This is a genomic window from Microbacterium sp. 22195 (assembly GCF_052056515.1).
GTDB lineage: Bacteria > Actinomycetota > Actinomycetes > Actinomycetales > Microbacteriaceae > Microbacterium.
Genome location: NZ_JBQEPE010000004.1, coordinates 23,776 through 43,527, shown reverse-complemented (window position 1 = coordinate 43,527; position 19,752 = coordinate 23,776). Strand labels below are relative to the sequence as shown.

Here is a 19,752-nt window from a genome sequence, read left to right as displayed (position 1 = left end):
GTCTTTGACTTCAGATGGACGCTGTCATTACATTATCGGCAGAGTGGCCTGTAGTGACAGGTTGCGCGCACTCGCCGTCGGGCGGGAGAGGAGATCGGATGACCGCGCCGCGGCTGTACGTCGACAGTGCCGACATCGAGCGGGTCGGAGCGCTGCTCGCCGCGGGCGTGGTGCACGGCGTCACGACGAACCCGACGATCCTCGAGCGCGGCGGCCGCACGGCATCCGAGATCCCGTCACTGTACGCGCGATGGGTCGGCGAGGGCGCGCAGGAGATGTTCTTCCAGACCTGGGGCGGAGACCGGGACTCGTTCCTGCGCAACGCCGCCGGCATCCTCGACCTGGGGGAGCGGGTCGCCGTGAAGGTGCCCGCCACCGCGGAGGGCTTCGCGGCGGCATCCACCCTGGTCCGCGACGGCGCCTCGGTGCTGGTGACGGCCGTCTACTCCGTGGCGCAGGCGCTCGCGTGCGCGAGCATCGGGGTGCGGTACATCGCTCCCTATCTCGGGCGGATGCGGGACTCCGGCCTCGACGGCGCCGACCTCATCACCCGGATGCAGGCCGTGTGCGAGGGCACCGACACGAACGTGCTGGCCGCCAGCCTGCGCTCACCGGAGGACATCGTCGAGCTGCGGCTCGCCGGAGTGCCGTACTTCACGGCCGCACCCGACGTGCTCGATGCGCTGCTGCACGATCCCGTGAGCGACTCCTCCGCCGCCGAGTTCGACGCCGCGATGGGACGCCTGGGCGCCTGACGCGGTAGGCCGTCCGGTGCCTGGCGCCGGCGCTTTCCTTCGTCCGGGTCGCAGTTCGTCCCGGAACACCGATCCGCTCTGGGCCCACGTCGCAGTTCGTCCCGGTATCCGAGGCGGAAACCGGGACGAATCGCGACCTGGAGCGAGATCGGTGGCCGAGAACGGGACGAATCGCGACCTGGGCGACGGATGCCTCGGCCTCAGGCGTTCGCGGCCTGACGCAGCCAGCGCTCGACGCCGGCGACGTGCGCGGTGGCCAGCGAGGTCGCCAGCGCCGAGTCGTGCTGGGCGATCGCCTCGGCGATGGCCAGATGCTCGGACAGCGTGCGCTCCACCGCGCCCTGCTCCGTCAGTCCGCGCCACACGCGGGCACGGATCGTCTGGCTGCTGAGCCCGTCGATCAGGCTCGCCAGGTAGTCGTTGCCGGCGAGTCGCACGATGGAGCCGTGGAAGCGGATGTCGTGGGCGACGAGATCGTCGATGCTGACGGCATCCGCGTCGACGGAGCCGATCTCGTCCAGCAGACCCTGCGCCTGCTCCTCGCTGGCATTGCCGGCGGCGAGGCCGGTGGCCTGCGATTCCAGCATCCGCCGCACCGCGAACAGCTCGAGCAGCGAGCTGTCGTCGTGCATGTCGACGACGAAGCTGATCGCCTCCAGCAGCAGGTGCGGCTCGAGGCTGGTGACGTAGGTGCCGTCGCCGCGCCGCACGTCGAGCACGCGGATGACCTCGAGCGCCTTGACGGCCTCGCGCATGGAGTTGCGCGACAGGCCGAGCCGCTCGGCGAGCTCCTTCTCCGGCGGAAGCCGATCGCCGGGACCGAGTTCGCCGGTGACGATCATCGCCTTGATCTTCTCGATCGCCTCATCCGTGACTGCCATGGCCACATCTTCGCACAGCCATCCGATGTTTCCGGCAGGATGGTGCCATGCGCGTCATCGATTCCCACCTGCACCTGTGGGACCCGGAGGTCCTCACCTACGAATGGCTCGAGGGCCCGCTGGCCTGGCGGTTCGCCGAGGAGGAGATCTACGAGGAGCAGCTCGAGGGTGTCTCGGAGGAGGCCGCGATCTTCGTGCAGGCCGACCCGATCGAGTCGCAGTCCCTCGACGAGGTGCGCTGGGTGGACTCGATCGCGCTCGCCGCGGGAGTGGTGGCGATCGTCGCCGGAGCGCGGCTGGACCGCGGCGCGGCGACGGATGCGCAGCTGGAGGCGCTGAGCGACTTCGATCGCGTCGTCGGTGTGCGGCACCTGCTGCAGGGCGAGCCGGACGGCTTCGCGCTGAGTTCGGCGTTCCAGCGCGGCGCCCGGGAGGTCGCACGCCGCGGCTGGACCTTCGACGCCTGTGTGCGGGCGCACCAGCTTCCGGATGTGGCCGCGCTCGCGGCATCCGTCCCGGATCTGCCCATCGTGCTCGACCACGCCGGCAAGCCCGCGGTCGGTTCGGCGTCCGCGCCGGCGGCGCCGGACGCGGCGTGGCTGCGCGACCTGGACGCGCTGGCGCAGCATCCGCAGGTGTTCTGCAAGCTGTCGGGCCTGCCCGCCGAATCCGGCGGGGTGTGGACGGATGCTCAGATGCAGCCGTTCCTGGATGCCGCGCTCGACGCGTTCGGGCCGGAGCGGCTGATGTGGGGGAGCGACTGGCCGGTGTCGTCGATCGACGCCGGTCGTCTGGCCGGCGGGGCGTACGTGGTGGGCTCCCGTCAGCGCTGGTTCCGCACGGTCGCCGACTGGGCGGCGCTGCGTGGCCTGGATGCTGAGGCGCTGTTCTGGTCGAATGCGCTGACCTTCTACGGCATCCGCTGAGGCGGGCGCGCCGGGCCGGCTGGCCTGGCACCGCCGCCGGCGGGCGACGCTGCCGGGCGGCGACGGACGGTCCAGGTATCAAGATCTGCGGTTTCTGGATGCGGGATTCCGGCGGAAGTTGATACCTGGAGTGCCATCGATGACACCCCTGGAAGCGGCGCCGGCGTCACCGGCCCCGCAGCGCGATGCGCACCCGTGCGACGAGTTCCTCCGGACGGGCGAACAGCGCCGACGTCACCTCGATGATGGTCCAGCCGGCGGCACGCAGCGCGGCCATGCGCTCGACATCGGCCGCGTACTGGGCATGGTGCAGCTCGCCGTGGTACTCGACCGCGACCTTCTGATCGGGATATGCCATGTCGACGCACCCCAAGAAGAGCCCGAAGTCGTCGAAGACGTCGACGTTCAGTGCAGGTTCGGGCAGCCCGGCCGTCACGAGGTGGAAGCGGACCGCCGATTCACGGGGCGACCATGAGTCCTCCCGGACGAGCTCGATCGCCTCTCGGAGGCGTCGGATGCCGCGCCATCGCACGCCGTTCATGGTCGAGCGCAGTCGGTCGATCGTCGTCAACGGAGGCGTTCCGGCATCTCGTCGGCCGTAGCCCTCGCGCCAAATCCGGCAGAAGAAGTCGCCGAGCGTGACGAGGTCGATGACGCTCAGGGTTCCACCGAGCTGCGCCCACGCGGTCTCGGGGCGCGCGATCTGCGCACCGTCCCGTGCCACGAAGAAGCGACAGGCGATGTTGGCGCGATGCCCGTGGATGCCGTTCGCGCGCGGGATGGGACCCTCCCCGAACGAGCTGACATGGACGTCGAGGTCGCGCCCGTCCGCCACCACGCCTGGTGCGAGCCATCGCAGGGGAAGAGGTCCGCCGAGCAGCGCCGCGGCCGTCTCGTGGCTGTAGAACTGTCCGTCGCCGAGTCGGGGGATGAAGGCGCGCGCCTTCATCCGGCGCTCCGCGGCCTGGCGTGCGAACGGGTCCAGCTCGGAGAGGTCAGGATCGACTGGGATCGATCGGATTCCCCAGAACGGCGCATCCAGGCCGACGCGGCGCAGATGGGTCAGTGTGGCGCCCGCATCCACGGCGTCGCGCACCCGGAATCGGGCCCCGAGTCCATCGGGCAGAGGAATGGGTCTTCGCATGTGCAGAATCTGCCCGAAGCCGCGGGATGGCCGCGAAAATTATCCACAGGCAGGTCGAGAGGGGGCGTTCGCGGCATCGGCATCCGTCCAGGTATCAGCATCCGCTGTTTGGAAAGCCCGGATTCCACCAGAAGTTGATACCTGGACGGCCCTGGCCCGGATTCCCGCAGAAGTTGATACCTGGACGGTCCTGGGGCGGCGAGGGGGCCGCGACGCGCTACTCGGCGCGCAGGCGCAGGGCGGCCATGCCTCCGTCGACCTCGATGAACGTGCCGGTGGTGGACCCGGAAGCCGGGCTGACCAGGTAGAGCACGGCGCCGGCGACCTCGTCGGGGGAGACCAGGCGACCGTGCGGCTGGCGGGCGTTGAGCGCCGCGCGCTCGGCGGCGGGGTCGGCGGCCGAGTCCAGCAGGCGCCCGACCCAGGGGGTGTCGGCGGTGCCCGGGTTCACGGCGTTGACGCGGATGCCCTCGCGCAGGTGGTCGGCGGCCATCGCGCGGGTCAGCGCGGAGACCGCGCCCTTCGACGCGGAGTACAGCGCGCGCTGCGGCAGGCCGGTCGTGGAGGCGATGGATGCCGTGTTGCAGACCGCCGCCGAGGGCGATTTCCGCAGCCAGGGCAGGGCCGCCGAGGTCACGCGCGCGATGCCGGTGACGTTGATGGAGAGCACGCGGGCCCACTCGTCGTCGTCGTTCGCGGTGACATCTCCCTGCGCGCCGATGCCGGCGTTGTTGATCACGATGTCGATGCGGCCGAACCGCTCCGCGACCGCCGCGACGGCGGCGTCGACGGAAGCGCGGTCGGAGACGTCGGCCGTGAACGCCGCGAATGCGGCATCCGCTCCGGACGTGTCGCGGTCGAGGACGGCGATCTGCGCGCCCTCCTCATGCAGGCGACGGGCGACCGCCGCCCCGATTCCAGATGCTCCGCCGGTGACGATCGCCACCAGGCCTTCGAGACTCAGCGCGCCCATGCCACGAACTCCTGCTTCTGACGGCCCAGGCCGTCGATCTCGACCTCGACGACATCGCCGGGGCTCAGGTAGGGGAAGCGCCCCGAGAGGGCGACGCCCTGCGGGGTGCCGGTGAGGATCAGGTCGCCGGGCTCGAGCGTGACGTACTGCGACAGGTGGTGCACGATCGTGCGCACGTCGAAGATCAGGTCGCTGGTGTTCGAGTCCTGACGCGGCTCGCCGTTGACCCAGCTGCGCAGGCGCAGGTTCGTCGAGTCGACCTCGGATGCCGGCACCAGCCAGGGTCCGGTGGGGTTGAAGCCCGCGGCGATCTTGCCCTTGGACCACTGCCCGCCGGACACGGCCATCTGGAAGTCGCGCTCCGACACGTCGTTCGCGAGCACGTAGCCGGCGATGTGGGCATCCGCCTCCTCCGGCGAGTCCAGGTAGGCGGTGCGGGTGCCGATCACGACGCCCAGCTCGACCTCCCAGTCGGTCTTCTCGCTGCCGCGCGGGATGGTGACGGCGTCGTTCGGGCCGACCACGGTGTTCGGCGTCTTCAGGAACAGGATCGGGATGGTCGGCGGCTCGGAACCCGACTCCGCGGCGTGCGCGGCATAGTTCATTCCGATGCAGATCACCGCGCTCGGCCGCGCGATGGGGGCGCCGATGCGCAGGGCATCCGCGTCCGCCAGCTCGGGAAGGGAGCCCGCATCCAGAGCGGCTCGCGTCCGTCCGACAGGATCGGATGCCAGGAATTCGCCGTTCACATCGGATGTCACCGGACGCAGATCGAAGGTGCGACCCTCGTCGATGACGACGGGGATCTCGCTTCCTGTCTCGCCGAGTCGCGCGAACTTCATGGTTCTCCTTCTCCTGGATCGACGGCGGGTGCTGACGCGACCCCGCCGTTGACAGTATAGACATCGGATGTTTACACTCCAAGAGTCCGCGTCATATTCGTCCGACGCGCCGAAGGAGCCCCGTGAGCCGTATCGTCGCGCTGGAGACCAGCGACATCCGCTTCCCCACCTCGCTGAGCCTGGACGGCTCGGATGCGATGAACCCCGACCCCGACTACTCGGCCGCGTACGTGATCGTGCGCACCGACGCCGAGGACGACATCGCCGGCCACGCGTTCGTGTTCACGATCGGCCGCGGCAACGACGTGCAGGTCGCCGCGATCGACGCGCTCGCCGGTCACCTCGTCGGCCGCGAGATCGAGCCGCTGCTGGATGACATGGGCGGCACGTTCCGCGACATCATCGGCGACTCCCAGCTGCGCTGGCTCGGCCCCGAGAAGGGCGTCATGCACATGGCCATCGGCGCTGTGATCAACGCGCTGTGGGACGTCAAGGCCAAGCGCGCGGGCCTGCCCCTCTGGCAGCTGCTCGGCCGCATGAGCCCCGAGGAGCTCGTCGACCTGGTCGACTTCCGCTATCTGACCAACGCGCTCACCCGCGACGAGGCGCTCCAGATCCTCCACGCCGCGGTGCCGGGACGCGAGGAGCGCGAGGCCCAGCTGCTGGAATCCGGCTACCCGGGCTACACGACCAGCCCCGGTTGGCTGGGCTACTCCGACGAGAAGCTCGAACGCCTCGCCCGCGAGGCCATGGCCGACGGCTTCACGCAGATCAAGCTCAAGGTCGGCGCCGATCTGCAGGACGACATCCGCCGCTTCCGCAAGGCCCGCGAGGTGTGCGGCCCCGACTTCCCGATCGCGATCGACGCCAACCAGCGCTGGGAGGTGTCCGAGGCCATCGAGTGGGTCAATGCGCTCGCCGAGTTCCACCCCGCCTGGATCGAGGAGCCCACCAGCCCCGACGACATCCTCGGCCACGCCGAGATCGCCCGCGGCGTCGCCCCGATCCGCGTGGCCACCGGCGAGCACGCCCAGAACCGGATGATCTTCAAGCAGCTGCTGCAGGCCGACGCGATCAAGATCATGCAGATCGACGCCGTGCGCGTCGCGGGCGTGAACGAGAACATCGCGAACCTGCTGCTCGCCGCCAAGTTCGGCGTGCCGGTATGCCCGCACGCCGGAGGCGTCGGCCTGTGCGAGGCCGTGCAGCACCTGTCGATGTTCGACTTCGTGGCCGTCAGCGGCTCTCGCGAGGGCCGGCTGATCGAGTACGTCGATCACCTGCACGAGCACTTCGTGGTGCCGACCGACATCCAGGGCGGCTCGTACATGGCGCCGACCGCGCCGGGCACGAGCATGGAGATGAAGGCCGAAAGCATCGCGAAGTACACCTGGACGGGACAGCATGTCGCTTGAGCTTCCCGCGCTCGGCTACGGCGCTGCGAACGTCGGCAACCTCTTCCGCGCGCTCAGCGATGACGAGGCCTGGGCGGTTCTCGAGGCCGCGTGGGAAGCCGGCATCCGCTACTTCGACACCGCCCCGCACTACGGACTCGGGCTGAGCGAGCGGCGCCTGGGTGCGTTCCTGCAGACCAAGCCGCGCGACGAGTTCGTGATCTCGACCAAGGCGGGGCGCCTGCTGCGGCCGAACCCCGCGCATCAGCCGGGCGGGCTGGACAGCGACAACGACTTCCATGTGCCGGACGACCTGCGCCGCGAATGGGACTTCAGCGAGGCGGGCATCCGTGCCAGCATCGCCGAGTCCCAGGAACGGCTGGGGCTCGACCGGATCGACCTGCTGTATCTGCACGATCCCGAGCGCCACGATCTCGACCTCGCGCTGGCCGAGGCCTTCCCCGCGCTGGAGAAGGCGCGGTCCGAGGGTCTGGTCGGAGCGATCGGCATCGGATCGATGGTGTCGGATGCCCTGTCGCGCGCCGTCCGCCAGGCCGACCTCGACCTGATCATGGTCGCGGGACGATACACGCTGCTGGAGCAGCCTGCCGCGGCCGACGTGCTGCCGGCGTGCGCGGAGACCGGGACGGGGATCGTCGCCGCATCCGTGTTCAACTCCGGACTGCTCGCGCAGAGCGAGCCGCAGCGCGACGGCCGGTACGAGTACGGCCAGCTTCCCGAGGAGCTGTGGGACCGGCTGGTGCGGATCGCGTCGATCTGCCGCGCGCATGACGTGCCGCTTCCTGCGGCCGCGATCCAGTTCCCGCTGCAGTCGGAGCTCGTGCGCTCGGTCGTGGTCGGCGGCAGCCGTCCCGCGCAGCTGCGGCAGAATGCCGAGTACGCCGCGCTGGAGATCCCTGCCGATCTGTGGGCGGAGCTGGCCGAGGACGGACTGATCCCGGCGTGACGCGGTTCGGATCGCCGGCCAGATGGAGAAGAGGACTGACGGATGCTTGAGGGGATCAACCCGCTGCTGACCGGTGAGCTGCTGCTGCACCTGGATCGGATGGGGCACTCGGACTCGGTCGTCGTGGCCGACGCGCACTTCCCGGCGTGGGCGCTGGGCGAGCGCGTGATCGACCTGCCCGGCACGACGACGCCTGAGGTGGTCGCCGCGATCCGGTCGGTGCTGCCGCTGGACGATGCGCCAGGCATGGACCTGATGGAGTCGGCGGATGCCGAGGTGCTGGACGTGCAGCACGAGCTGATGGCCGCCGCCGGGACCGCGCTGGACACGACCCGCTTCGTGGAGCGCTTCGCGTACTACGACGTCGCCAAGGGCGCGTACCTGATGGTGCGCACGGGAGAGACCCGCAAGTACGGCAACGCCCTGCTGCGCAAGGGCGTCGTCGGACACCCCTCGGCCTGAACACTCGGGCGCCCGGCGGTCAGCCGACCGTCGAGGCCCGGACGACCAGCTCGGCGGCGAAGGGCGTGACCGGCGCGGCGGGTGCGCTCGGACCCTCGAGCAGTCGGAGCAGCACCGATGCCGCGGCACGGCCGATCTCGTAGCCCGGCTGCCGGATGGTGGTGAGGGGGACCAGCGCCTGGCGGGCCTGGTCGACGTCGTCGAAGCCGACGATCGCGACCTCGCCGGGAACCGTGATGCCCGCGCGCAGCAGAGCGGTCTGGGCTCCGATCGCGAGCATGTCGTTGGCCGCGAACAGGGCATCCGGGCGCTCCGCTGCGGGGGCGGCGATGATCCGCTCCGCCGCCAGCAGCCCCGCCTCGATGGTGAGCCCGTCCGTCGCGATGACCTCGATCCGGGCGTCGGGCGCCCCGTCCCGGAGGCCCGCGAGGCGATCCGCGGACTGGCTGACCGTGCGGGGATCGCCGAGAAAGGCGATGCGGCGCCGGCCGATCCCGATCAGATGCTGCCCGGCGAGCCGGCCGCCGCCGCGGTCGTCGAACGCCACGGAGCCGACGGAGGACGACGGCTGCTCGGGGCCGATGACGACCGAGCGGATGCCCTTGTCCGCCAGGCCCTCGAGCCGGCCGAGCACGTCGCCGAGCGGGTAGATGAGGATGCCCTGCGCGCGATGCGCCTCGAACATGTCGATGTTGCGCTGCTCCTGTGCGGCATCGCGATTGCTGTTGCTGAAGAACAGCGACCAGCCGGCTTCCCGGGTGACGTCCTCGACGCCCCGGGAGAGCTCGCTGAAGTACGGGAGCCAGGCATCGAGCAGGATCAGCGCGATCGTCCTGCCCGCGCCGGCGCGGAGCTGGCGGGCGGACTCGTTCGGCACGAACCCGAGCTCGGCGACGGCGTCCCGCACGCGCTCCCTCGTCCTCTCGCTGAGCACGTGCGGATGGTTGAGGTAGTTCGACACGGTGGAGGCCGAGACGCCCGCATGGGCGGCGACATCCTTGACGCTGGCCGGCATCCGGCATCCTCTCCGCTCGAATCAGGTGGTGACAGTCACGATACCCGGGTATTGACACGTTGCAACCTTGGCGAGTACCGTCGCTTCAACGTGAAATTGCAACGTGCCAATTCAGCAGCGAGGGAGCTCACATGAACATCGGATGCCATGGCCTGGTCTGGACCGGGGAGTTCGACGCGGCGGGCATTCGCCTGGCCGTCGAGAAGACTGCACGGGCAGGGTTCGACCTCATCGAGTTCCCGCTGATGGACCCGTTCGCCTTCGATGTCGAGGCCGCGAAAGAGGCGCTCGCGGAGCATGGCCTGGCGGTGAGCGCCTCGCTGGGGCTCTCGGACGCGACCGACATCACCAGCCCCGACGCGGACGTCGTGGCGGCCGGCGAGGCGCTGCTGATCCGCGCTGTCGATGTGCTCGCGGAGCTCGGCGGCACGCACTTCTGCGGCGTGATCTACTCGGCGATGCGCAAGTACATGATGCCGGTCACGCCGGAAGGCCTGGCGAGCAGCAGGGCCGTCATCGGCCGTGTGGCGGACCACGCCGCTTCCCGGGGTGTGCAGGTGAGCCTGGAGGTGGTGAACCGCTACGAGACCAACGTGCTGAACACCGCGCGGCAGGCGATCGGCTACCTCGCGGAGGTGGATCGGCCCAATCTGGGCATCCATCTCGACACGTACCACATGAACATCGAGGAGTCGGACATGGCCGCTCCCGTGCTCGACGCCGCGCCCGGGCTCCGGTACGTGCACATCGGCGAGAGCCACCGCGGCTACCTCGGCACCGGCACGGTCGACTTCGACACCTTCTTCAAGGCGCTCGGGCGGATCGGCTACGACGGCCCGATCGTCTTCGAGTCGTTCTCGTCGGCAGTGGTCGCGGAGGATCTGAGTCGGATGCTGGGGATCTGGCGCAATCTGTGGACCGACAACGAGGAGCTCGGCGCGCACGCGAACCGCTTCATCCGAGACAAGCTCGTCGCCGTCGACTCCATCCGGCTGCACTGAGTCATCCGGTCGTGCTGGGCAGCGACACCACCGTGACCAACTTGTTATTACAGGTCTGGCGCTCTGCGCCGACGTTAGATACATTTAGATACAACTTGCGCATCGCACCCGGGACGCGCACAATTGATCCGATGTTTGGAATGGATTCCATGGGAATCCTCGACCTCCGAGGGAGTAGGCGGGCATGAGCGATCCCATCCTCAAGGTGGAGGGAATCAGCAAGGGGTTCCCCGGCGTGCAGGCGCTGAAGGACGTGCACCTCGAGGTGCGCTCGGGTGAGGTACTGGTCCTCGTCGGAGAGAACGGCGCAGGCAAGTCGACGCTGATGAAGATCCTCTCCGGCATCTACACGCGTGACGAGGGGACCATCACCTTCGAGGGCGAGCCGGTCGAGTTCACGAGTCCGCTGCAGGCGCAGCAGCTCGGTGTCACGATCATCCACCAGGAGCTGAACATGATGCCCGACCTCACGGTCGCGCAGAACATCTACATCGGCCGCGAGCCGAAGGTCGGACCCTTCGTCTCGGAGCGGCGCCTGAACCAGCAGACGGCTGAGCTGCTGCAGCGCCTCGACATCCACCTCGACCCCCGTCAGAAGGTGGGAGAGCTCACCGTCGCCGAGCAGCAGATGGTCGAGATCGCCAAGGCGCTCTCGTTCAACGCCAAGGTGCTGATCATGGACGAGCCGACCTCGGCCCTCACCGACACCGAGGTCGAGGTGCTGTTCACCCTCATCGAGCAGCTCAAGGCCAAGGGCACCGGCATCGTCTACATCTCCCACCGCATGGACGAGCTGCGGCGCCTCGCCGATCGGGTCAGCGTGCTGCGCGATGGCGCATACATCGGTTCTCTCGAGAAGGACGAGATCAGCATCCCCAAGATCATCGAGATGATGGTGGGACGCGCGATCGACGAGGGGGCCCGGCCCGCGCCGCGCGACTACACCACCGAGCCGGTGGTCCTCGAGGTGCAGGGCCTGTCCACCAAGTCACTGCTGCGCGACGTGTCCTTCCGCCTGCACCAGGGCGAGATCCTCGGCTTCGCCGGGCTGATGGGCGCCGGACGCACCGAGACAGCTCGCGCCGTCATCGGAGCCGATCCGCGCGACGGCGGGAGCATCGTGATCGGTGGCCGGGAGCGGCGCATCCGTCAGCCCGAGGACGCCGTCAAGCAGGGCATCGGGTATCTCTCCGAGGACCGCAAGCTCCTGGGTCTCATGCTGGAGCAGGACGTCACCTTCAACACGGTGCTCGCCTCGCTCAACTCCTACGCCGGCGCGCTCGGCTGGATGGGCGACCGCACGGCCAAGCAGAAGACCAAGGACTACGTGCAGCAGCTGCGCGTGAAGACGCCCTCGGTCAACCAGATCGTCAAGCTGCTCTCGGGCGGCAACCAGCAGAAGGTCGTCATCGCCCGCTGGCTGATGCGCGACTGCGACATCCTCATCTTCGACGAGCCCACCCGCGGCATCGACATCGGAGCCAAGGAGGAGATCTACCGCCTGATGCAGCAGCTCGCCGACTCGGGCAAGTCCATCATCGTCATCTCGTCCGAGCTCCCCGAGCTGCTCCGCGTCGCGAACCGCATCACCGTGTTCGCGAACGGGGAGGTCACCGGTGAGCTCCGCAACGAGGAAGCCACCCAGGAGAAGATCATGCATCTCGCAGCCCACGGAGAGGACAGCTGATGAGCAACTCGACCACGACGGTCGTGCAGACCGCGGTGTCCGAGAACACCCAGAAGGGCCGCCTCGGCGCGGCTCTGCGCAACTCGGTTCAGCAGGGGCTCGCCCTCGGAACGTTGATCGTGCTGTTCGTGTTCTTCGCGATCTTCGGATCGAACTTCACGTCGTCCTCCAACATCGAGAACATCCTCATGTCGACGGTTCTCGTCGGGGTGCTCGCACTGGGCACGACCTTCGTGATCGTGACCGCGGGCATCGACCTCTCCCTGGGCTTCGGCATGACGCTGTGCTCGGTGATGATGGGAACCTTCATCACCGGATGGGGCCTGCCCGTGTGGGTGGGTGTGCTCGGCGCCCTGGCCACCGGTGCGCTGATCGGCCTGATCAACGGGCTCAACGTCACCTTCCTGCGTCTGCCTCCCTTCATCGCCACGCTGGCGATGATGATGATCGCGCAGGGTCTGGCGCTGGTCATCTCGGAGGTGAAGCCGATCACCTTCGCCCCCGAGACGCGCAAGCAGGTCACGAGCATCGTCCAGTTCGACCCGGTGCTCACGGCGTCCGACGGCTACTTCGCGAGCCTCCCCTCCGGTGTGCTCATCTTCATCGTGCTGGCCGTCATCGCGTACCTGACGCTGAACAAGACCCTGCTGGGCCGCTACACGTTCGCGATCGGTTCCAACGAGGAGGCCACCCGCCTCTCCGGTGTGAACACCCGCCGCTGGACCATCTGGGTCTACGTCTTCGCCGGCCTGTTCATCGGCATCGCCGGTGTGCTGCTGACCGCCCGCCTGGGCTCGGCTCAGCCGACCGCCGGCGCCGGCTACGAGCTCCAGGCCATCGCGGCCGTGGTCATCGGCGGCACCTCCCTGATGGGCGGCCGCGGATCGATCGTCGGCACCGTGATCGGCGCCTTCATCATGAGCGTGCTGATCAACGGTCTGCGCAGCATGTCGATCCAGACCGAGTGGCAGTACATCCTCACCGGCATCGTCATCCTCATCGCCGTGTTCTTCGACGCGCTGCGCAACCGCGGCAAGAGCTGAACGACCTCCCTTCCCCAACTGAACACCGCACGTCCACCCGAGAACGTCCACAATCACAGAACGATGGAGTTTCACATGAAGTACGGAAAGAAGATCGCCGTCGCGACCGTCGCAGCGCTGACGGTGCTGAGCCTGGCCGGCTGCGCCACCGGCAAGGGCGACACCCCGGCCGGCGGCGGCGACAAGCCCGCTGCCAAGGACATGACCATCGACCTGGTCTCGAAGGGCTTCCAGCACCAGTTCTGGCAGGCCGTGAAGAAGGGTGCCGAGGAGAAGGGCAAGGAGCTCGGCGTCAAGATCAACTTCGAGGGCCCCGGCTCCGAGACCGAGATCGAGAAGCAGCTCCAGATGCTGCAGTCGTCGATCGACCGCAAGCCGTCCGCCATCGCGTACGCGGCCCTCGACCCTGAGGCCTGCATCCCCGCCCTGGACGCCGCGGCCTCCGCGAACATCCCGGTCGCCTACTTCGACGCCCCGTGCAACAGCGAGGTCGGCAAGACCCTCGCCGCGACCGACAGCAAGGTCGCGGGCGCGCTCGCGGCCGAGCACATGGCCGAGCTCATCGGCGGCAAGGGCGATGTCGCGATCGTCGCGCACTCGCAGATCAACTCGACCGGTGTCGAGCGTCGCGACGGCTTCGTCGAGAAGATCAAGGCGGACTACCCCGACATCAAGATCGTCGACATCCAGTACGGTGACGGCGACCACCTGAAGTCGGCCGACATCACCAAGTCGATGCTGAACGCTCACCCCGACCTCAAGGGCATCTACGCCACCAACGAGGGTTCCGCGGTCGGCGTCGCGAACGCCCTGAGCGAGCTCGGCAAGACCAGCAAGGACATCACCGCGATCGGCTTCGACTCGGGTGCGGCCCAGATCGACGCGATCAAGGGCGGCGTCCTCGCCGGCGCGATCACGCAGGACCCGATCGGCATCGGCAAGACCGTCGTGCAGGCCGCCTACGACCTCGCGAACGGCAAGTCCGTCGAGAAGTTCTACGACACCGGCTCGTACTGGTACGACGCCACCAACCTGGACGACCCGAAGATCTCCGCGGTCCTCTACCAGTGACCCGCTGACGGCGTCACGATTCGGGCCCCTCGCCTTCGGGCGAGGGGCCCGAATCGTGCCGGAGGCGCGCCCGATCTGCGGACGTCCTCCCGATCTGCGGAGGAAACGGGCGGACAGGTCAGCAGATCGGTCCGTCGTCAGCAGATCGGGGCGCGGTGGCAGGCGGGATGCGGACGGGATGCGGATGCTGCGCACACCGCGCCGCGCCCGTCTCAGAGGCGCCGCAGGAAGGTCAGCACGGAGGACGGCTCGACGATGAGCTCCTGCAGCGCCGCGTTGAACGGGCCGCCGGCGGGATTCGCGAGGTGCGCCCGGAAGGCCGCCTCGTCGACGTACTCCTCGTAGACGAAGAAGCTGTCCGGGGCGTCGAGCACGCGGGTGGCGTCGAAGACGACGTTGCCGGGCTCGGTGCGGACGGCCTCCGCGAAGTCGCGCAGCAGCGCGGCGACGCGATCGCCCTCGCCGGGGCGGGCCGTGAACGTCGCGTGCAGGATCGTGGGCTCGGACATGGAGCTCCTTCAGGAGGACGGTGCGGACAGCGTCAGCAGCCGGGCGGGGTTGTCGACCAGCATCCGGTCGACCGCCTCGTCGCCGATCAGGGCGCGCAGGCGCGGCACATACCGCTCGCCGAGGTAGGCGAGACCGGGCATGCCGCCGTAGGCGATGTAGCGGGTCGCGCGGGCGACGTCGCCGCCCAGCACGATGCGGTCGGCGCCGCCGCCCGCGACGACGGATGCGGTGAGCTGCAGCAGCTCGGCGTCCGAGCGTGTGCGCGGGCGGGCGAAGCCGTCGTAGCCGAGGAAGGCGCCGCGCTCGGTCAGGGACAGGTGCAGGCCGGCATCCGGGTCGCGGTCTGCGTGAGCCAGCACGACGCGGTCGGACGCCACGCCCTCGGCCGCGAGCAGGTCGAGCACCTCATGGGCGGCCGTGCAGAACTCGAGGTGCACCATGACGGGGGCGCCGGTGCTGCGATGCGCCTCGGCGAGAGCGAGCAGGGTGATGCGCTCGAACTCGCTGATCCGCCAGTAGTCGACGCCGCCCTTCAGCATGCCGGCTCTCACCGACTCCCCGTGCGGGGCGACAGCACGGGGACCGTCGAGCGCGTCGTCGGATGCCGGCATCCCGGACTGCACATCGGACGCGAACAGGTCCGCCAATCGCGAGGCGTCCCACGACCGCGTCGGGTGATCGGCCGGGTAGTGCGCCTCCCGATGCCGGCCGCTCGTCGCCACGACGGCGAGGCCGGTGGCGGCGCTGATCCGCGCTACGGCGCCGGGGTCGCGACCGAGCCCGAAGGGCGTGGCATCCACCATCGTCTCGAAGCCGCTGGCCTTCAGCGACGCCGCTTCGAGACCTGAGGCCTGTTCGTCGGCGAGCTCGTCGCCGGGCAGCAGCGGCGAGACCTGGAACAGGTGCTCGTGGTAGTTCACCCACCCCAGCGTCGCCGGATCGACGTCGCCGAGCACCGTGCGAACGACGCTCATGCCAGCACCCGGCCGCGCATCAGCGCACCGACTCCGCGGCGGCCGCGAGCTCCTCGACGATCTCGGGCGTGAGGGTCAGGCCGAACACGTCGGCCACGACCTGCGACCAGCCGTGGATGAAGTAGCGCCAGCCGTCGATGACCTGCAGCGAGCGGGCATCCTGCTGCGCCAGCGCCTGGTGCATGAACTCCAGCGAGCCGCGGTAGTTGAACTCCCAGGCCCAGGAGGACTCGGGGAAGACCACCGCATCCGTCAGCGGCGATCCGGGACGGTCCTTGCCGAGCCCGGTCGCGTTGGCGATCACGGAGCCGGCGGTCGCAGCGGCGACGATCGCGTCGGCATCCGCAGGCGTCGGCGTGACGACGTAGCGGATCAGATCCTCGCGCGTGCCGTGCTGGCGGTGCACCTCGCGCAGGTGGTCGAGCTTGTCCTGCGAGCGCGCGGTCACCGTCACGAGCGAAGGCGCGTCGGCGCGCTCGGCCAGCGCCCAGCTCAGCGCCGTGCCCGAGCCGCCGGCGCCCAGGATGACGACCTCGGCTCCGGTTCGTGCGAAGTGGTCGGCGGGGAGGAAGTCGTTCAGGGCGAGGTCGACCGTGATGGGATCCTTGGCCTGGCCGATCAGCCGGTCGCCGCGCTTGGAGATGCTGGAGATCTCGGAGCAGGAGACGGCGAACGGATCCAGCTCGTCGAACAGATCGGATGCCGCCGCGAACACGTTCATCTTGTGCGTGGTCACCAGCGCCCCGCGGTGGTGCTCGTCGTCGCGGATCTGCTCGACCATCGCCCGGTACACGGACGGGTCGGCATCCATCGGCAGGTCGTGGCCGACCAGGGTGCGCGTGGGGAGGCCGAGGATGTCGGCCCAGAGCGGGAACACCTTCATGATCGACGAGGAGCCGGTGGTGACACCGACGAAGCCCATGTAGTCAGCGGGGGCGGTGGTCATGCTGTTCTCCTCACGGGGTGGGCGGGCTCGTCGCCGCGCAGCACGGCGATCACGTCGTCGAGAGACACACTGCCCATGTTGTCGACGGCCTGCGTGGTCTGCGCGGCCAGGTGCGGGGTGACGATCACGCGATCGGCGAGCTCGGCGGCCAGCAGCGGGCTGTCGCCCGCCGCGGTGTCGCCGTCGAGGGTGTCGGCGGCGTACGCGGCGAGGGTGCCGTCGCGCAGCGCGGATGCCAGCGCGGCCTCGTCGACGAGATCGGGACGCGCGGTGTTGACGAGCACCGTGCCCGGCCGGACGCCGTCGAGCCGGTCGGCGTCGACGAGCCGCTGTCCCCCCGGTGCATGCAGAGTGATGACGTCGGCGGTGCGGAACAGCTCGTCCAGGTCGACGGGCTCGGCCCCGGCCTCCCGGATGACGTCGGCGGGCAGGAAGGGGTCGGATGCCAGGATGCGGGGTCCGAAGCCGCTCAGGCGCTTCGCGACGCCCTGGCCGATGCGGCCGAACCCGACGATGCCGACGGTGGCGGCGCCGAGCTCGCGGCCGCGGCGCACGCTCCAGTCACCGGCGCGCACCCGGCGGTCCCCGTCGGGAATGGTGCGCAGCGCGGCGAGGATCAGCGCCAGGGCATGGTCGGCGACGGCGTTCGCGTTGGCGCCGGGGGTGTTGGTGACCGGGATGCCGCGTGAGGCGGCGGCGTCGAGGTCCACCGCCTCGTAGCCGACGCCGTAGCGGGCGATGATCTTCAGCTTCGGCGCCGCCGCGAGGTGCTCCTCGGTGACGGGACCCGTGCCGGCGATCCACGCGTCTGCGCCGTGCAGCAGGGGACGCAGCTCGGCGAGGTCGTGATGGGACGGTCCGCGCATGACGCGGTGTCCCGCGTGCGTGGCACGGGCGACCAGGTCGAGGTCGCCGTCCGAGAACGAGCGGCTGGTGACGAGGATCACGGCCATGTCAGTGGGTCCTTCCGGCGAACCAGGGCTTCAATGCCTCGTAGGCGTCGGTGAAGCGGGCATGTCTCTCGGCGTACACGGCATGGCGCGCGGCATCCGGAGCGAACTCCGCCGTCACCTCGCTGAGTGCGCGGGCGGCGGAGAAGTCCGCCAGGCCGAGGCCGACCGCCGCCGTCACGGCGGCGCCCAGGCTGTTCGCCTCCTCCACCACGGTGCGCCGGCGCACCGGGACGCCCCAGACGTCGGCGAGCACCGACAGGTACGCGTCGCTCTGCGCGCCGCCGCCCACCGCGTCGATGCGGTCGATCACCGCACCGGACTCGCGGAACGCCTGGATGCAGGTGAGCAGGTTGAACGCGGTGCCCTCGAGCACGGCGCGCACCAGGTGCGCACGGGTGTGGTGGCGGCCGATGCCCACGAAGGCGCCACGCGCATCCGGGTCCCACAGCGGGGAGCGCTCGCCGAGCAGGTAGGGGAGGAAGTACAGGTCCTCGGTGTCGATGCCGTCCGCGGCCTCGGCCGTGAGGCGGCCGGTCTCGGGCCGGGCGGGGTCGGGGGAGAGGGCCTCGGCGATCCACTGCACGGAGGCGCCGCCGGCCTGCATCGTGGCGGTCGGCACGAAGGAGCCCGGCACGACGTTGTCGAACGTGAAGGTGCGCATCGCCGGATCGTGCAGCGGGGCATCCGCTGCGAACGAGATCCACGAGCTGGTGCCCAGACAGACGTAGGCGCCGTCCTCCGGGGCGACGACGCCGGAGCCGACGGCGGCCATCGGACCGTCGCCGCCGCCCATCACGACCTTCACGCTCGTCGGCAGGCCCAGCGCCTCGGCGGCGGACGCGGTGAGCGAGCCGGCGATCGCGGTGGAGTCGAGGATCTCGGGGAACAGTGCGGGATCGAGGCGGGCCGCCGTGAGCACCTCATCCGACCACGTGCCGCGCAGCTGGTCGTAGGCGTTGGTGCCTGAGGCGTCCGAGCGGTCAGTGGCCAGCCGCCCGGTGAGGCGCAGCACGATGAAGTCCTTCGCCACGCAGGTGCGGCGCACGCGCGACCAGACCTCGGGCTCGTTGTCGCGCACCCACATGATCTTCGAGACCGAGTAGGTGGGGTTCAGGCGGTGGCCGAGCAGCTCGTAGGCGTGCTCGGCGCCCAGCGCCGCCTCGAGCTCGCGCTGCTGCGCGCCCGCGCGGGTGTCGGCCCAGATGATCGCTGGGCGCACCGGCTCGCCGTCGGCGTCGAGCAGCACGGCGCCCATCATCTGCCCGCTCACGACCAGGCCGGCGACCTCGGCAGGGGATGTCCCCGTCCGCGCGATCAGTTCGCGGGTGGCGCCGACCACGGCGTCCCACCAGTCCTGCGGGTCCTGCTCGGCGATGCCGCCGGCGGCGAAGTGCGCCGGGTACGGCACGGTGACGGATGCCACGAGCCGGCCGTCGTCGTGGTGCAGCGAGGCCTTGTCGCCGGTGGTGCCGAGGTCGTGCGCGATGATCACAGTCCGTGCCTGTCTTTGTGCGGTCTCAGGTGTTTGGAGTATACCTGTAATTACAAGTTACCAGGAGGCCCATCGTGAGCACCACGCCCGCCATCGACATCCCCGTCACGCTGACCATCTCGCCCGACGGCGGGATCGAAGGACGCTCGCGTCGCTACGAGAAGCACCTCGGCGACATGTCGGGCGTGTACCGCGCCGAGGCCGCCTGGCAGGCGTCCGTCGCGGAACGCGGTGCCGACGAGCTGGTCTACTGGGTCGACGACCACCGCTACCAGGAGGGGCCGGGCGCTCTCATCACCGGGACGAGCACCCTGCTGCCCGGCCGCGTGGGCGAGGAGTTCGCGGTGACCCGTGGGCACCTGCACGCGGTCGCCGATCGCGCCGAGCTGTACTACTGCCTGAGCGGGCGCGGCGTGATGCTGCTGGAGACCCTCGACGGCCGGTCCGAGGCGATCGAGCTGACCCCGGGCAAGGCCGTGAACGTGCCCGGGCACTGGATCCACCGCAGCGTGAACGTGGGCGACGAGCCGTTCGTCACCCTGTTCTGCTACGCCGCGGACGCCGGTCAGGACTACGCGCTGATCGCGGATGCCGGTGGCATGAAGAACCTCGTCACCGTCGACGGCGACGGCTGGGCGCTCACCCCCAACCCCGACCACATCGGGTACCACCGCGCCTGATCGGACGACCCTTGACCCCTGGTGGGGTACAAGAAG

At 69.6% G+C, this 19,752-nt stretch carries 20 protein-coding genes; 10 read left to right on the top strand and 10 right to left on the bottom strand.

Going from position 1 to position 19,752, the window contains the following annotated elements:
- Window positions 1–98 precede the first annotated feature (98 nt).
- Window positions 99–755 (top strand): transaldolase family protein, encoded by a 657-nt coding sequence (locus ACTJJ4_RS12825; RefSeq protein ID WP_440943690.1) that lies wholly within the window; start codon window positions 99–101, stop codon window positions 753–755.
- Window positions 756–955: 200 nt separating this feature from the next.
- On the opposite strand, the gene ACTJJ4_RS12820 is transcribed toward ACTJJ4_RS12825, so the two are convergent.
- Complete coding sequence (locus ACTJJ4_RS12820) at window positions 956–1,636, bottom strand: FadR/GntR family transcriptional regulator (protein ID WP_292697427.1); 681 nt, start codon at window positions 1,634–1,636, stop codon at window positions 956–958.
- A 47-nt stretch (window positions 1,637–1,683) separates the two neighbouring features.
- Between ACTJJ4_RS12820 and ACTJJ4_RS12815 the strand changes: the two genes are divergently transcribed.
- Entirely contained in the window at window positions 1,684–2,562 is an 879-nt protein-coding gene (locus ACTJJ4_RS12815) for an amidohydrolase family protein (RefSeq protein ID WP_440943689.1), read from the top strand.
- A 166-nt stretch (window positions 2,563–2,728) separates the two neighbouring features.
- Here ACTJJ4_RS12815 and ACTJJ4_RS12810 read toward each other — a convergent pair whose 3' ends face one another.
- From ACTJJ4_RS12810 to ACTJJ4_RS12800, 3 genes are all read right to left on the bottom strand, one after another.
- Window positions 2,729–3,706: a hypothetical protein gene (locus ACTJJ4_RS12810; RefSeq protein ID WP_440943688.1), complete on the bottom strand. Its 978-nt coding sequence runs from the start codon at window positions 3,704–3,706 to the stop codon at window positions 2,729–2,731.
- A 217-nt stretch (window positions 3,707–3,923) separates the two neighbouring features.
- A complete protein-coding gene (locus ACTJJ4_RS12805; protein WP_285637929.1) occupies window positions 3,924–4,679 on the bottom strand; it encodes an SDR family NAD(P)-dependent oxidoreductase in 756 nt (251 codons plus the stop codon).
- Window positions 4,667–5,521 (bottom strand): fumarylacetoacetate hydrolase family protein, encoded by an 855-nt coding sequence (locus ACTJJ4_RS12800; protein ID WP_440943687.1) that lies wholly within the window; start codon window positions 5,519–5,521, stop codon window positions 4,667–4,669. The genes ACTJJ4_RS12805 and ACTJJ4_RS12800 overlap by 13 nt, the downstream gene beginning before the upstream one ends.
- A 122-nt stretch (window positions 5,522–5,643) precedes the next feature.
- Between ACTJJ4_RS12800 and ACTJJ4_RS12795 the strand changes: the two genes are divergently transcribed.
- From ACTJJ4_RS12795 to ACTJJ4_RS12785, 3 genes are read left to right on the top strand one after another with little or no spacing between them, the layout of a single operon-like run.
- Window positions 5,644–6,936 (top strand): L-fuconate dehydratase, encoded by a 1,293-nt coding sequence (locus tag ACTJJ4_RS12795; protein ID WP_440943686.1) that lies wholly within the window; start codon window positions 5,644–5,646, stop codon window positions 6,934–6,936.
- Window positions 6,926–7,882, top strand: coding sequence for an aldo/keto reductase (locus tag ACTJJ4_RS12790; protein ID WP_440943685.1), 957 nt, complete (start codon window positions 6,926–6,928; stop codon window positions 7,880–7,882). The genes ACTJJ4_RS12795 and ACTJJ4_RS12790 overlap by 11 nt, the downstream gene beginning before the upstream one ends.
- A gap of 42 nt (window positions 7,883–7,924) precedes the next feature.
- Window positions 7,925–8,344 (top strand): RbsD/FucU family protein, encoded by a 420-nt coding sequence (locus ACTJJ4_RS12785; RefSeq protein WP_292697438.1) that lies wholly within the window; start codon window positions 7,925–7,927, stop codon window positions 8,342–8,344.
- Window positions 8,345–8,363: 19 nt separating this feature from the next.
- On the opposite strand, the gene ACTJJ4_RS12780 is transcribed toward ACTJJ4_RS12785, so the two are convergent.
- Complete coding sequence (locus ACTJJ4_RS12780) at window positions 8,364–9,359, bottom strand: LacI family DNA-binding transcriptional regulator (RefSeq protein ID WP_440943684.1); 996 nt, start codon at window positions 9,357–9,359, stop codon at window positions 8,364–8,366.
- Window positions 9,360–9,490: 131 nt separating this feature from the next.
- Here ACTJJ4_RS12780 and ACTJJ4_RS12775 point away from each other — a divergent pair, with 131 nt between their 5' ends.
- From ACTJJ4_RS12775 to ACTJJ4_RS12760, 4 genes are all read left to right on the top strand, one after another.
- A complete protein-coding gene (locus ACTJJ4_RS12775; protein WP_292697442.1) occupies window positions 9,491–10,360 on the top strand; it encodes a sugar phosphate isomerase/epimerase family protein in 870 nt (289 codons plus the stop codon).
- 184 nt (window positions 10,361–10,544) lie between these two features.
- Window positions 10,545–12,047, top strand: a complete 1,503-nt coding sequence (locus tag ACTJJ4_RS12770; RefSeq protein ID WP_440943683.1) for a sugar ABC transporter ATP-binding protein — start codon at window positions 10,545–10,547, stop codon at window positions 12,045–12,047.
- Window positions 12,047–13,090: an ABC transporter permease gene (locus ACTJJ4_RS12765; protein ID WP_292697447.1), complete on the top strand. Its 1,044-nt coding sequence runs from the start codon at window positions 12,047–12,049 to the stop codon at window positions 13,088–13,090. Before ACTJJ4_RS12770 ends, ACTJJ4_RS12765 begins: the two co-directional genes overlap by 1 nt.
- A gap of 75 nt (window positions 13,091–13,165) precedes the next feature.
- Window positions 13,166–14,161 carry an ABC transporter substrate-binding protein gene (locus ACTJJ4_RS12760; protein WP_440943682.1) on the top strand — a complete coding sequence of 332 codons (996 nt, stop codon included), beginning with the start codon at window positions 13,166–13,168 and terminating at the stop codon, window positions 14,159–14,161.
- 212 nt (window positions 14,162–14,373) lie between these two features.
- Here ACTJJ4_RS12760 and ACTJJ4_RS12755 read toward each other — a convergent pair whose 3' ends face one another.
- The 5 genes from ACTJJ4_RS12755 to xylB are packed head-to-tail and all read right to left on the bottom strand — an operon-like array spanning window position 14,374 to window position 19,036.
- Complete coding sequence (locus ACTJJ4_RS12755) at window positions 14,374–14,670, bottom strand: putative quinol monooxygenase (protein WP_440943681.1); 297 nt, start codon at window positions 14,668–14,670, stop codon at window positions 14,374–14,376.
- Between the two features lie 9 nt (window positions 14,671–14,679).
- On the bottom strand, window positions 14,680–15,645 hold the full coding sequence (locus ACTJJ4_RS12750; protein ID WP_440943680.1) for a phosphotriesterase family protein: 966 nt from the start codon (window positions 15,643–15,645) through the stop codon (window positions 14,680–14,682).
- Window positions 15,646–15,664: 19 nt separating this feature from the next.
- Window positions 15,665–16,591, bottom strand: a complete 927-nt coding sequence (locus tag ACTJJ4_RS12745) for a shikimate dehydrogenase family protein (RefSeq protein ID WP_440943679.1) — start codon at window positions 16,589–16,591, stop codon at window positions 15,665–15,667.
- Window positions 16,588–17,544 (bottom strand): NAD(P)-dependent oxidoreductase, encoded by a 957-nt coding sequence (locus tag ACTJJ4_RS12740; RefSeq protein ID WP_440943678.1) that lies wholly within the window; start codon window positions 17,542–17,544, stop codon window positions 16,588–16,590. Before ACTJJ4_RS12740 ends, ACTJJ4_RS12745 begins: the two co-directional genes overlap by 4 nt.
- A 1-nt stretch (window position 17,545) precedes the next feature.
- A complete protein-coding gene (gene xylB, locus ACTJJ4_RS12735) occupies window positions 17,546–19,036 on the bottom strand; it encodes a xylulokinase (protein ID WP_440943677.1) in 1,491 nt (496 codons plus the stop codon).
- A gap of 74 nt (window positions 19,037–19,110) precedes the next feature.
- Between xylB and ACTJJ4_RS12730 the strand changes: the two genes are divergently transcribed.
- Window positions 19,111–19,716, top strand: coding sequence for a glucose-6-phosphate isomerase family protein (locus ACTJJ4_RS12730; protein ID WP_440943676.1), 606 nt, complete (start codon window positions 19,111–19,113; stop codon window positions 19,714–19,716).
- Window positions 19,717–19,752: the final 36 nt, after the last annotated feature.